This is a genomic window from Rhizorhabdus sp. P4_G5, from assembly GCF_056401065.1.
In genome coordinates this window covers 20,578-33,598 of sequence record NZ_JBFUKB010000004.1, presented here as the reverse complement: position 1 = coordinate 33,598, position 13,021 = coordinate 20,578, and the positions used below count along the sequence as shown (strand labels likewise).

The following is a 13,021-nucleotide window of genomic DNA, read 5'->3' as shown; positions in this document are numbered from 1 at the left end:
TTTTGCACGATGTGGCGATCTCGCTGCCAGCAAGACATACCTAAAGCGAACCTGCGGCACCCAGTTCGTGCATGCTTGTTAATTCGGGTGGGCGGCTGGCCAAGCGAGCCTCGTCAATCTAGCGGTCGTCGCCACACCGGGGAGCTTTCGATGGTCGAACGCAGCGCGCTGAGTCACGCCTATCCGCATCTGTTCGCGCCGTGGCGATCGGGGCCGGTTGCAATTCGCAATCGCATCGTCATGGGGGCGATGCATACCGGTATTGAACGCCTCGACCGCCCCGAGGAACGTATCGCCGCGTTCTACCGCGCGCGTGCCAAAGGTGGCGTCGGTCTGATCATAACAGGCGGTGTTTCACCCAATGCCGAGGGACGAATGGATCCCGAGGCTCCGTGGCTGGCCCACGGGAGGGACACCGAGTGGCACCGTGCGATCGTCGAATCGGTGCGCGGAACCGATGCCCGTATCTGCATGCAATTGTTGCACGCGGGGCGCTATGCCCGCCATGAGGAGTGCGTCGGCGCCTCCGCTCGCCAGGCGCGGATCAACCGGTACGCGCCGACGGCTCTTTCCACCGATGCGGTATGGCGCACGATCGAGGATTTCACCCGCGCGGCCGAATTCGCCCATGGCTTCGGCTACCACGGCGTTGAGATCATGGGTTCCGAGGGCTACCTGATCAACCAATTCACGGCTCTGGCAACCAACGATCGGCGCGACGAGTTTGGAGGATCGCTGGAGAATCGGGCTCGGTTGGCATGCGAAATCGTCAAAGCCATCCGACTTCGCCTGCCTGAGGATTTCCTCGTCATCTACCGGATCTCGGCGCTTGACCTGGTGCCCGGAGGCATGACCGGAGACGAGACCCGGCAACTGGCAGCGATGATCGAGCAGGCCGGCGCGACGATGCTGAACACCGGGATCGGCTGGCATGAATCAACAGTGCCAACCATTGCCGCCGTCGTCCCCCGCGCCGCCTGGGCCTATGCAGTCCGGCAGGTCAAGGAGGCGGCGACCATCCCTGTCATCGCTTCGAACCGCATCAACAACCCCGCCGACGCGGACAGTCTCCTGTCCGCAGGCGTTGCGGACTTCGTCTCGCTCGCACGTCCAATGCTTGCGGATCCGGATTTCGCCATTAAGGCCGAAGCTGGCCAACCCAATCGCATCGCCCCTTGCATTGCCTGCAACCAGGCGTGTCTGGACCGGGCGCTGCGCGACCTGCGCGTCTCGTGCATGGTCAATCCGGCGGCCGGACACGAACTCGACCTCATTGCCGCCCCGGCCGCGACCAGCAGGCGGATCGCCGTCATCGGCGGAGGCGCGGCAGGCATGAGCCTCTCGTTTACGGCCGCGGCGCGCGGTCACGCGGTCACCCTGTTCGAAGCGGGCCCGCGCCTCGGCGGGCAGCTGCTGATGGCCCGTGTCGTGCCCGGCAAGTCCGAGTTCAACGCTGCGCTATGCTATTTCGAACAGCGGCTGGTGGACGAGGGTGTAACGGTTCACCTCAATCATCCGTGCTCGCCTGACGAACTCACCGTTGCCGGGTATGACGACATCGTCGTCGCGACCGGCGTCTTCCCGCGCGTGCTCAACATTCCGGGTGGCGATGATCCGCGCGTCCTCAGCTATGTTGAAGTGCTGCGCGATCGCAAGGTGGTCGGGCGCCGGGTGGCGATCATCGGGGCGGGCGGCATTGGCTTCGACGTTGCGACATTCCTGCTGGGCCAATCGAACGAGCCCCACGGAATCGATGACTTCGCCCGGGAGTACGGGCTGGACCTCAGTCTCCAGGCGCCCGGCGGGCTCGGGGCGGCAAGCGCCCCGCCGCCTCCCCTGCGCCAGATAACGCTGATGCACCGCAAGCACAGCCGGCCTTCGGGAATTCCGGGTGCCGTTTCGACAAGCTGGATTCACCGCGCCGCCCTGCAACGCGCAGGCGTCAAATTCCTGGGTGGGGTAACTTATCGCCGGATCGCATCGGAGGGTCTGGTCATCGAAGTGGACGGGCAGGAGCAGGTGATTCCGGCCGATACGATCATCGTCTGCGCCGGGCAGGAAGCCGAGCGATCGCTTTACGATGCGTTGATCCGTATGCAGCCGGCCGCGCGAATACATATCGTTGGCGGTGCCGACCGGGCAGGAGAACTGGACGCGGTGCGGGCAATTGACCAGGCCACGAGGCTGGCTCTGACACTCTAAGAGCAGCCCGTCCGCGGGGCCGATCTTTCGCGGTTACCCTGACAGGATGTCCAGGGCGGCTTTGCGCATGATGGAAGCGACTTCCAAGTCCGGCATCGCCCTCGCAAATCCCTTCGCGGGCACTTCCAGCGCCACGGGAATATCCCCCGGCAGCTCCGCCATGAGTGCGCGCAGCGGCAGCGTTCCGGTGCCAGGGACCCGCCTGTCCACCACCGACTCGCGGATAATCGCGTTCATATCCTGCGGGTCGGGCCGTGGTCCGGCGTCGCACAGCTGGACGCAGGCGATCCGTCCGGCGGGTAGCCGCTGGACATCGGCGATCCCGTCTCCGGCACGATCAATGTGCAGAGGGTCGATGACGAGGCCGATGCTGTCATCGCCTGTGCGTTCGATAATCCGCATTCCCTGTGCAAGTGTCTTGACGCCCATGTAGACGATGCATTCGAGGCAGGTGCGCAGCCCATATGCCGCGGAAAGCTTCGCCACCCGTGCAAGGTTGTCAGCCACCCGGCTCTCGTCCGCATCGTTTACGATTACAATGAGGTTCCGCGCCTGCAAGCGAGCGCTCGTCTCGAGCACGCGCTCCAGAGCTGACATATCCACGCTCGCCGTCAGTTGGAGCACTTCTATGTCGTTCACATAGATCCCGGTCGCATCCAGTCGCTCGATCGCTTCAGTCAGCAGCGGGGAATTACCGAACATGGGTAATTCTGGCTGGTCGCGGATGGGGATCAGCCTGAGCGAGACCCCCTGGTAACCCGCGTCGGCAGCCACCGAGATGAATGCGGGAGGCAGCAGGTGCGGCAGTGTCAAATAGCACAGGACGAAATCCCGCCCGACGGAACCTGTCATCGCTCCGGCCTTTCATCCGCCAAACGCATGTCAGCCCGCATCCGCTCAGCTGTCGGTGTAATTGGGCGCGCGCTTTTCCTTGAATGCTGCGATGGCCTCGCGGTGGTCGGCGGTTTCCATCAACAGGATTTGCTGACGATCCTCGAAAGCGAGTGCAGCCTCGATGCTGCCGATCTGGGACAGGGCATTGAGCGATTCCTTAGTCATCCGCAGCCCCATCGGTGCCGTCTTCAGCATGTCGTTGGCCAGCTCCAGACCGGTTTCAAGCAGCTTGTCCGCGGGAACGACATCGCTCACCAGCCCGGTCGCAAGCGCGCGCTGCGGCGAAATGAAGCGGCCGGTCATGAGGAACTCCGAGGCAACCGACAGACCCACCAGCTTTGGCAGAAAATATCCGGACCCCATGTCGGTGCCGCTCACGCCGATCCTGATATAGGCAGCATTGAACTTGGCTTCGGGCGTGCAGTAGCGAATGTCCGCGGCAAGAGTGAGAGAGAAGCCCGCGCCGCAGGCCGGCCCCTGGACCAGCGCGATGATCGGCTGCGGACAGGACCGCATCGAACGCGTCACTGCGGCGTAGCGAACCTGGATATCATACTGACGCTGTGCGCGACCCGGCCCTGGGGATGCAAAGGCCTGCGAATCGAGGTCGCCGCCAGCGCAGAAAGCCCTGCCCTCGGCACGGACCAACACGACCCGGACGTCGCGCCGCTTCTGCAGCCCCTGAAAATAGTCGGCAAGTTCGTCCGCCAGTTCGGGGCTCATCGCATTGAGCGCCTCCGGCCGATTCAGCGTGAGAATCTCGATCGGTCCGCGGTTCTCGACAAGGGTAAGCGGCTTGGCTGCGGCAGTGGCGGTCATGGATCCTCCGGAAGCAAATTGGGGTTCGAACAGATAGTCTATTGGCACTGGCACATAGTGCCGTCGATCAACGGACCGAGGCCAATGGCCGCGCCGATCATCGAGCCGCGCGTCGCAGGATGTACCGGCGAAGTTCGCGGACCGGCTTGAGCGGCGATTGTCCTCTCCTCGTTTGACCGGATGATTATCAGCATTTGCCCGAGATGAGCGAGTTGGCCGCTGAAGTGCCAGATATGCGGTAGTTCGACACCGCAATTGACAGACAGCCCTGCGCTGCCGGAAAAATGCCGTCCGGGCCAAATTTCGGCCCCCGCCCACAACCAGGTGCCACGCCGTGGTTCACCTGACACGGCGCGGAACTGACCGAGAAAATGTCTGACATCGGGCGGAGGCTGACCATAGGTGCAGTGTCCGCTGACCTGGAGGCGGATCGTGGGTAAGGGCGTTGCCAATAATTCGGTGGAGCAAGCCGCGAGCAGTGAGTCTGGCTCAGCCAGCAGCTTGCGCGACATTGCGCTGGGTGACCTGCTGCGCGAAGCCGCGCGCGAGGCGGGTGATCGCGTGGCGCTGGTCGATGGCGTGGAGGACCCAGCTCTCCGCAGGCGCTGGACTTACAACGAATTGCTGGCAGAGGCGGAACAAGTGGCCCGCGCCCTGTTGGCCCGTTTCAAGCAGGGTGACCGCATCGCGATCTGTTCGCCAAACTCGGCCGAGTGGGTCATTTTCGAGTATGGCGTCGCGCTGGCGGGCATGGTGCTAGTGCCGGTCAATGCTGACCTGCGCCAGGCCGAACTTGCCACTACTCTTCAGGACTGCGAAGCAGCGGCGCTGTTCCACGCCGACAGATGGCGCAAGAACGACATCGCGGCCAATGCGGCGGCTGTCCGCGAGTCCGTCATGCCCGAGCTTGTGCTCGTACCGCTTTCCGACTGGGACGAGTTCCTCGCCTCGGGCTCTCCTGAAACAGCCTTGCCGCAGGTCCATCACCGCGATCCGGTGGCGATCCTGTTCACATCGGGGACGACCGGCAGGCCAAAGGGCGCCATACTGCACCACGGATTTGCCAATCCGCCGCGCAGCGTTGCCGACTGCTGCGATTTTCGCCAGCACGGCGTCTACATGAATCCGACGCCGATGCATCATATCAGCGGGAGTGCGGTAACTCTGTTTGCGGCGCTCTCCCGGCACGGCACCTTCGTGCTAATGTCCCATTGGGATCCGGCATTTGCGCTGGAACTGATCGAATCGGAACGCGTCAACGGCACGCTGCTCGTTCCTACCATGATAGTGGCGCTACTCGATCATCCGGACTGCGACACGCGCGACTTGTCGAGCCTGGACTTCATTGTGACCGGCGCCGCTCCCGTGCCGCCCGCGCTGCTCGAACGCGTGCGCGAACGCATCGGCTGCCCGGTGCTGATCTGCTTTGGGCAGACCGAGTCGGGCGGGCCCGTAACCAACACCACATTGTCCGACGGCCCCGAAGAAATTGCCCACACCCTTGGCCGGGTCCTGCCCGGCGTCGAGGTGGAGATCCACGATCCGGCAACCGGAGCCAACCTGGCTCCGGGCGAAGTGGGCGAGCTCTGCTTCAGAGGCCCTCAGATCATGCTCGGCTATTACGGCCGCGAAGATGCAACGCGCGAGACGATAACCCCGGACGGATGGCTGCGATCAGGCGACCTCGGGACGCTGGATGAACACGGGTACGTCAGGATCAACGGTCGCCTCAAGGATATGATCATCCGCGGCGGCTCCAACATCTACCCCCGGGAAATCGAGGATGTCCTGTTCGAGCTGCCGGCGGTCGCCCAGGCGGCGGTGATCGGCCTTCCCGATGACAAATGGGGCGAGATCGTTCTTGCAGTGGTGCAGGCCGCCGAAGGATACTCCCTGCAATTCGCCGAACTCGACCAGCATTGCCGCGAAAGAATGGCTCCTGCAAAGGTGCCCGTGCTCTGGTGCCAGATCGAAGACTTCCCCCTCAATCCAAGCGGGAAGATCCAGAAGTTCGAGCTTGCCAAAAGGGTCCGCGAGGGCAAGCTGAAGCCCGTGTCGGTCCGCTGAGAGGCTGGCAGTGCGTCGGGGATCCAACGACCTCGTCCTCATACATTCATTTGACGGCGCAGGCCTGTCCGGTAACGGCTGGTGACGGAATGAGCGAATTTGTTGAACTTCAGGTCGATCAGGGCCTGGCCACGATCATCATCAACCGGCCGGAGCGCATGAACGCGCTGACGCCGGACATGATAATGGACCTGACTGACATTGCCCGTGATCTTGCCGGAGACCCGGAATGCCGCGTGGTCGCCATTCGCCATACCGGCAAGGACCTGTGTACCGGGGCGGACACCGGCGATATTGCCGATGCGGCCAGACAGAGCCCAGCCGAACGCGAGCGGGCCTTTTACCATGGCCTTGCCACCCGCATTCAACCGCTGCTGCGGGCCTTCCTCGCCTTGCCCCAGCCGGTAGTCATCGGTGCCCGCGGTCACGCGATCGGGTTGGGCGTGCAATTCCTCCTGACCGCGGACCTTGTCGTTGCTTCGGAAACGCTGAAAATCTCACTTCCCCAGGTTAAGCTCGGCCACGTCTTCGATCACGGCGAATCCTACCTGCTCCCCCGCCTGATCGGACAGCGCAAGGCGATGGAGCTCGCCCTGCTGGGTGATCGCATGACCGCCTTCGATGCCGAACGGTTCGGACTGGTCAACTTCCTCGTTCCCGATGCGGAGCTCGAAACGCGGACCGACGACATCGCCGCCAAATTGCTGGCGATGGCCCCGCTTGCCCTGCTCAGCAGCAAGGCACTGATGCGCTCCAGCGAAACGGCAGACATGGAAATCCAGCTAAGCGCTGAACGAATGTTCGCATCCCGCTGCGCCGGGACCGAGGACTTTGCCGAAGCCATCGCGGCATTTGGAGAAAAGCGCCAGCCGCACTTCACTGGGCGGTAGCTAGCACCTCCGGAAGTACCGACAGCGTTTCGGGCGCCAGACCACGCTCGCCCAGGAACGCTTCCAGCTCCGTCGCGGCCTTGGCGGTTTCATGCAACAGCCAAGTGCGGAACGCCCTCAGCGCAGGTCCGTCCGGACGACCTCTGCGGGTCACGATATAATGCGGCAGCGACACCGAGAATAGCCGGTCAACCGGCAGGGCCAATCGCCCGTTCTGCAAGTCTCCAGCGACGAAGAACAGGTTGCCCAGTGCAATTCCGGCCCCTTGCCGTGCAGCTTGGTAGGTCATGCTCAGCGAATCGAAGCGGATGTTACGAAGCGCGCCAGCCTCCGGAACATCCAGCGCCTGAAGTAACCCGGTCCACAAATCGCCCTCTCGCGCAGCCATCAGGAAAGTCTGCTCAGCCAACCATGGCTGCCCTGCCATGCGGCCTTGTTCCGCAAGCTTGGGCGCACAGACCAGCGCAAAGTAGGTTTCGAATAAACGATCGCAACGGAACGCTTCCCCGAGCGGCGGCATGCCGGTCAGCGCCATGTCGAAATCATCGTTGCGCCATTCTGCATCCTTGATTGACAGGCTGAATTCAAGATGGATTTCAGGATACAACTCTTGGAAATTCGCCAGCCTTGCCGACAACCACTCCGTGGTGAAGGTCGAATAGAACCGCAATCGCAGCGTATTGTCGCGCTGCCGGTCGCTCGCGAGCGCATGACTGGCCATGTCGATCTCGTCGAACGCGCGCCCTATTGAGTCCAGGAATGCGGCGCAACCAGGCGTCGGTTCCACGCCTGCAGGCCCCCGCCGCAGCATGGTGCGGCCAAAATGCTCTTCCAGCAGCGTCACGTGCCGGCTGATCGCTCCCACCGAGACACCCAATTCCTTCGCCGCTGCCGAAAGGCTGCCACGCCGCCCCGCCGCCTCCAGTGCGCGCAGAGCATTGAGCGAAGGAAGGCGATAGCGCATCGGGCTTTTCGATCCTGAGATAACCCGCTGGCGTGCAATGCGCAGCGTTCGCACACCGGGTTTGAGGAAATTGTCACTACCCCTACCAGGAATGGCAAGGCAACCTCCAAGCAGAAAATATCTTGATAGGGGAAGGATTGCGATGGCTGGCGAACACTATGATTTCGACGTGATCGTCGCCGGTGCCGGACCGGTGGGTCTGACCATGACCATCGATCTTGGACGCCGCGGCATCAGTACGATGATCATGGAACGGGATCCCACCACCGCACCGTGGCCCAAGATGGACCGTTCCAACGCGCGGACCATGGAAATCTTTCGTCGCATGGGCATAGTCGACCGGGTTCGCGCACTCGGCTATCCGGGCGACAACCCGATGGACGTGTTCCTGGTAAGAACCATGAACGAGCCGCCTATCGCCACCATCCCCTTCCCCTGCGTCGACGAGAAGCGCGCGCAGGTCGCGGCGTGCACCGACGCCACCTTGCCGCTCGAACCTTACCAGCTGGTCGCGCAGAACGATCTCGAACCCCTGCTTCGCGAGGTTGCGGAGGAAACGCCCACCACCGTCGTCCGATACGGTCTCGAATTGATCGGGTTCGAGCAGGATGAGACCGGAGTGACCGTCACTACCCGCCGTACCGGAGGTGACGAAACCCCAATCGCCCTCTCTCCCGAAAACCTCAATGCAGAAACGGTCGGAGAAGGTGCGGGCGCCATCGAGACGTTCCGCTGCCGCTACCTTGTCGGCTGCGATGGCGGCCGCAGCACTGTGCGCAGCCTGCTCGAAATTCCTATTGAAGGGATTTCGGCGCCGAACGATCTGCGGCAGGTGATCTTCAAGTCCGACGATCTCTACGAGCGGATGGCTGTGCCCAAAGGGCGGCACTATAGCTTCGTAACCGGCGGTCATGCGATCGTTGCGCAGGGCTCACGCAAGGAGTTCACGCTGCATTCGCCCCTTCCGGCCGACACCGACTTCCACAGGCTGCTGCGCGAATTGATCGGGTTCGATTGCGACATCCGGATCAGCCATGTTCTCACTTGGCGCCCCCACCTTCGGGTTGCCCGGTCCTTCCGCAAGGACCGGGTGTTCATGGCCGGTGATTCGATTCATCTCGTCATTCCCACCGGCGGGCTGGGCATGAACACAGGAATTGGTGATGCCATCGACCTGTCGTGGAAACTCGCCGGTACGATCCAGGGCTGGGGCGGCCCGGAACTGCTCAACTCGTACGAGGCAGAACGGCGCCCGGTGGGCATCCGCAATGTCGAGGCTTCGACCTGGGCGGCCGACGGTGCGTTCTCCTGGCAAGCGACTGTTACACGCGAAACGCTGGAATTCGGCCCGGCGGGCGAAGCTGCGCGCGCGCGGATTGCCGCCACCTTCACCGCGCAGCAAGGCCGCATGCACGGAATGGTCGGCGTGGAGACATGCTATTCCTACGCTGGTTCAACCATTGTCGCCCATGAACCGGGCAACATGCCGCACTGGGAATTCAGCCGGATTGTCCCGCACAGCCGACCGGGTATCCGAATACCGCATATGTGGTTGAAGGATGGGGGGGCCATGCAGGACCTGTTCGGCAGCGGCTACACTCTGCTAGATCTTTCAGGAACTTATGACAGTGCTGCGATGGAAGCGGCCTTCGCTGAAATCGGCGCGCCGCTCGAAGTCATCCGCCTCGACGAGCCGCACGTCCGAGAGACTCTAAAGGCTTCTGTCCTGCTGATACGACCTGACCTTCACATCGCCTGGCGGGAAACGGGCTACCCCGATTCAATCAATGAAGTCGCCCGCGTCGTTACCGGACATGGCCCGGGTTTTCGGCCCTGATTTAAGAGCCTGAAAGGGAGAACAGGCAAATGATGCGCGAAACAGGGGAAATCCCCAACGCAGCCGATGTCGTCATTCTCGGCGCAGGTATTGCCGGCCATGCGGCAGCCCTGGCCGCGGCCGACGCTGGTGCGCAAGTCCTGCTGCTCGAAAAGGCATCCCAGCCGGGAGGCAGTTCCGCAATGGCCGGCGGGGGATTCATCTTCGCTGGCACCGACCTGATGATCGCAGCGGGCTATGATGAAGGCCCCGAAGATCTGCGTGAGAAGTTGTTCACTTCGGGCAAGAACCGGAACAACCCCGTGCTCGTCGATGCCTTTGCCTATCATCAGCTCGAAGCATACGAGTTCCTGAAGGCGAATGGGGCCAAGTTCAAACTCAGCCCGCTGGATCGCTGCCTACATGAGACCGGCACCGGCCGGGTCATAACCAACTTGCACATGGCGGCGCGCGCACACGCCAATATCACCTTTGCCTCCAAGTGCGCCGGAATGAAGCTGTTGCGCGACGCCGATAGCGGCCGCGTCTGCCAGGTTATCGTCGCGTTCGGCGACCAGGTTATCGAGATCGAGGTCCGCCGTGCCATCGTCCTTGCCACTGGCGGCTTCTCGCGGTCGCGCGAATTACTTGGCGTGTTTGCCCCGGAACTGCTCGATGCGGTCAAGCACGGCGGCGTCGCCAACACCGGCGATGGCATGATGATGGCGTGCGACCTCGGCGCTGGCCTTGCCGATCTTGGCTACGTCAGCGGCTCATTTGGCGGTGCAATCCGCAACTATCCGCACGGCGTCCAGGGAGCAGACGAAGTGCCGCCGCTGCTGTTCAGCTTCTTGTCGGGCGGGATCATGGTCAATTCCGCCGGCGAGCGCTTCGTCAACGAGGGCCAGACCTACAAGGCACTCGGCAATGCCGGAATGGCCCAGCCGGGCGGTGTCGCTTTCCAGATCTTCGATGACAAGGTGCTGGCAACTACGCTCGAAGACAGTACGGTCAACAACTATCCGGAAGGCATTGCCGCCGGCTATATCCGCACCGCCGACACGATTGCCGAACTGGCGGCGCATATGCAGCTCGACCCGGCCGCGCTCGAACGTACGATCGAGCGCTACAATGCCAATGCCCGCAATGGCATTGACCCCGATTTCGGCCGTACCCGCAATTTGATGCCGGTCGACACCGCGCCATATTGCATCGCCGCCACGGCCAACGCGCTGACAACCACCTATGGCGGCATCACCAGCAACGGCGACATGGCCGTCGTCGACTGGTTGGGCGAACCGATCCCCGGGCTGTTCGCGGCCGGCGAGGTGGTAGGCGGGTTCCACGGAGCTGGCTACTACAGCGGCACTTCGCTTTCATCCTCCGCGACATTTGGCATGCTGGCCGGTCGGGCAGCCGCAGCCTATCCTGCCGCCTGAACTCGATTTCTTCTGGGAACCAGCCGATGACCGCGCAGCATACCACTCACGTTGATGCCATTCTCGCGGACTTCGTGAGCCCGCTCGATGATCCAGAAGGGCGTGCCCGGGCGCTGGCGACTCTGCGGTCATGGCACCTCGGGATCGAGACTGACGATTTCGCACTGCTCGAAAGCCTGATGCACGAGGACATCGTCATCGAATTGCCATTCAATGAAAGCGGCCGCACCGAAGCCGGTTTCTACCGCGTCTATGAAGGCATCCCCGCCTGCCTCGAATTCTGGCGGATAGCTTCAACCTTCGAGGGCGAAATGCGCCCCTTCACCGACATGGACCTGACGGTAAACCCCGATGGCTCCCGGCTCTTCCTCGAAGCGCGTGGCGACATCACCATGCAATCCGGCACCGAGTATCGCAACCGTTACGTCCTGCGCGTCGATTTCGCCGGAGGCAAGGTCCGCCGCTATCGGGAATACTATAACCCGATCACGTCTGCCCACGCCTTCGGCCGGCCGATCGCCGGGCAGTTCATGATCGAGAATCTTGCAATTTGACACCACAGTCTGCTCGCGGTTGGGAAAGTCCGCACGAGCTGCAAGATCACATTGCTCACGATCATCCTTTCTGTCGCTCAAACGACTGACCAACTTCGGCGCGGCCCTCACCGGATGGATGCCTTAAGCTCATATCCATGGCCTCCTTCCCGTGACGATTTGGTTTTCGCAAGGAAGGTTGACCACTCCATCCACTCAGCGGCGGCGCCACTGCTGGCCGATTACCCGCTTGCGGAGCGCGTCCTGGCGCTGGTGCGCGGTCACTCGCGCCGTATTTGCGGGGAGCGCCTGATCGAGCTGATCGAGCCGAACCACCTTCGGAGTGATTTCGGGCGCCGACGAGGCAAACCAGCGGAAGCGGATCTGGACCCGTTCGAGCCCCAGGGTATCGAGCCAGTTGGCCGCTCCGGTATCCCTGGCGCTCACCACGATTCGAACAACCCCGTCAGGATCGGCAACCGCCGTATGGCCGTTGATACTGGTCTGCGCATACATCCCGTTCAGCGCGCTATAGGCATAGTCCATCAATTGGACACTCCAGTAGGTGCATCCATCCGGGATCGTGCATTCAGCAATCCAGGCTTCGTCGTCGGTGACCTCAATCACGCCATGTGTATAGGCCTGACCTGAAATGCCGGCGCTGCCGAAGCTCCCCGAGACGTCGGCGAACTTGTTGACCTCGACGCCCTCGATCTGCTCGTTCATTACCCGAAGCATTGCGAGCACGTCATCGCGCACCGACTCGGCGGTGAATACAAGGTTCTCCGCAAATTGCTGGGCGGCGAGCTCCTGCTTGGCGATCGGCTGGTCGAGGCGCATGATCGACAGCTGGCCATCAATCTCGTTCAGCCAGTCGTAAGAGACCTGCCGCACCCAAACAAATGAATCGTCGCGCGTCGGATCGAGCTGCATCCATGCACCCGTGTATCCGGCCGGGCGTTGGGGGCTGAGGATGACCTCGAAAGTGCCGTCATCAGCGATTTCGCAATCGTCGACGTTGAGGTCTCCAAGCATCTTGTGACGCGTGAGATCGCCCACGCCGAGCGTGCCAGCGCCGACCTGCAGGTACATCAGCTTGGTCGTCCCGCGCTTGCCAAAGATGCGATAGGTGCCGCTGCCACGAATATAGGCGACTTCGTAGGTATTGTCGGCGTTGGAATTGAAACGGCGCATCTCGTGGTTGAGCAGAGTCAACCAGCGCGGATGGTCACGGTCGATACTGGCGAGCGACTGCAGCTCCGCGATCAGTGCCCAGGTCAGCGCCTGGGTGACCTGGCTCTGCTCTTCGACCGATCGGCCAGGAGTCGAGACACGATAGACCTCGGCACCTCCCGCAGCGAGCGTATCGATGAAGGCGCTCCACTGCGCCTGGCCGT

Annotated in this window: 9 protein-coding genes and 1 pseudogene; 6 read left to right on the top strand and 4 right to left on the bottom strand. The window is 62.4% G+C overall.

Annotation, left to right across the window (positions count from 1 at the left end; genetic code table 11):
- Window positions 1-150: 150 nt before the first annotated feature.
- Window positions 151-2,202 (top strand): oxidoreductase, encoded by a 2,052-nt coding sequence (locus AC1DQK_RS08340; RefSeq protein WP_477869340.1) that lies wholly within the window; start codon window positions 151-153, stop codon window positions 2,200-2,202.
- 33 nt (window positions 2,203-2,235) lie between these two features.
- Here the strand turns inward: AC1DQK_RS08340 and AC1DQK_RS08335 are convergent, their stop codons facing one another.
- Both AC1DQK_RS08335 and AC1DQK_RS08330 read right to left on the bottom strand, forming a co-directional pair.
- Window positions 2,236-3,054, bottom strand: a complete 819-nt coding sequence (locus AC1DQK_RS08335) for a sugar phosphate isomerase/epimerase family protein (protein ID WP_477869338.1) — start codon at window positions 3,052-3,054, stop codon at window positions 2,236-2,238.
- 45 nt (window positions 3,055-3,099) lie between these two features.
- Window positions 3,100-3,915, bottom strand: coding sequence for an enoyl-CoA hydratase/isomerase family protein (locus AC1DQK_RS08330; protein WP_477869336.1), 816 nt, complete (start codon window positions 3,913-3,915; stop codon window positions 3,100-3,102).
- 432 nt (window positions 3,916-4,347) lie between these two features.
- Between AC1DQK_RS08330 and AC1DQK_RS08325 the strand changes: the two genes are divergently transcribed.
- Window positions 4,348-5,982, top strand: a complete 1,635-nt coding sequence (locus AC1DQK_RS08325) for a class I adenylate-forming enzyme family protein (protein WP_477869334.1) — start codon at window positions 4,348-4,350, stop codon at window positions 5,980-5,982.
- Window positions 5,983-6,032: 50 nt separating this feature from the next.
- Entirely contained in the window at window positions 6,033-6,872 is an 840-nt protein-coding gene (locus AC1DQK_RS08320) for an enoyl-CoA hydratase/isomerase family protein (RefSeq protein WP_477869332.1), read from the top strand.
- Here AC1DQK_RS08320 and AC1DQK_RS08315 read toward each other — a convergent pair.
- Entirely contained in the window at window positions 6,859-7,836 is a 978-nt protein-coding gene (locus AC1DQK_RS08315) for a LysR substrate-binding domain-containing protein (protein WP_477869330.1), read from the bottom strand. The genes AC1DQK_RS08320 and AC1DQK_RS08315 overlap by 14 nt on opposite strands.
- 142 nt (window positions 7,837-7,978) lie before the next feature.
- On the opposite strand from AC1DQK_RS08315, the gene AC1DQK_RS08310 reads away from it, so the two are divergent.
- The 3 genes and pseudogenes from AC1DQK_RS08310 (at window position 7,979) to AC1DQK_RS08300 (ending at window position 11,645) form a co-directional block, all read left to right on the top strand.
- Window positions 7,979-9,673 carry an FAD-dependent monooxygenase gene (locus AC1DQK_RS08310; protein WP_477869328.1) on the top strand — a complete coding sequence of 565 codons (1,695 nt, stop codon included), beginning with the start codon at window positions 7,979-7,981 and terminating at the stop codon, window positions 9,671-9,673.
- Window positions 9,674-9,699: 26 nt separating this feature from the next.
- Window positions 9,700-11,091, top strand: a pseudogene (locus AC1DQK_RS08305) (FAD-dependent oxidoreductase); the annotation flags it as partial.
- A gap of 26 nt (window positions 11,092-11,117) precedes the next feature.
- Complete coding sequence (locus tag AC1DQK_RS08300; protein ID WP_477869326.1) at window positions 11,118-11,645, top strand: nuclear transport factor 2 family protein; 528 nt, start codon at window positions 11,118-11,120, stop codon at window positions 11,643-11,645.
- A 195-nt stretch (window positions 11,646-11,840) separates the two neighbouring features.
- Here the strand turns inward: AC1DQK_RS08300 and AC1DQK_RS08295 are convergent, their stop codons facing one another.
- Window positions 11,841-12,839 (bottom strand): DUF1214 domain-containing protein, encoded by a 999-nt coding sequence (locus tag AC1DQK_RS08295; RefSeq protein ID WP_477869324.1) that lies wholly within the window; start codon window positions 12,837-12,839, stop codon window positions 11,841-11,843.
- Window positions 12,840-13,021 lie beyond the last annotated feature (182 nt).

Bases quoted from the DNA above. Each gene is read 5' to 3' on its own strand.
- AC1DQK_RS08300 (WP_477869326.1), top strand. From the start codon at position 11,118: ATGACCGCGCAGCATACCACTCACGTTGATGCCATTCTCGCGGACTTC.
- AC1DQK_RS08310 (WP_477869328.1), top strand. From the start codon at position 7,979: ATGGCTGGCGAACACTATGATTTCGACGTGATCGTCGCCGGTGCCGGA.
- AC1DQK_RS08315 (WP_477869330.1), bottom strand. From the start codon at position 7,836: ATGCGCTATCGCCTTCCTTCGCTCAATGCTCTGCGCGCACTGGAGGCG.
- AC1DQK_RS08330 (WP_477869336.1), bottom strand. From the start codon at position 3,915: ATGACCGCCACTGCCGCAGCCAAGCCGCTTACCCTTGTCGAGAACCGC.
- AC1DQK_RS08340 (WP_477869340.1), top strand. From the start codon at position 151: ATGGTCGAACGCAGCGCGCTGAGTCACGCCTATCCGCATCTGTTCGCG.
- AC1DQK_RS08335 (WP_477869338.1), bottom strand. From the start codon at position 3,054: ATGACAGGTTCCGTCGGGCGGGATTTCGTCCTGTGCTATTTGACACTG.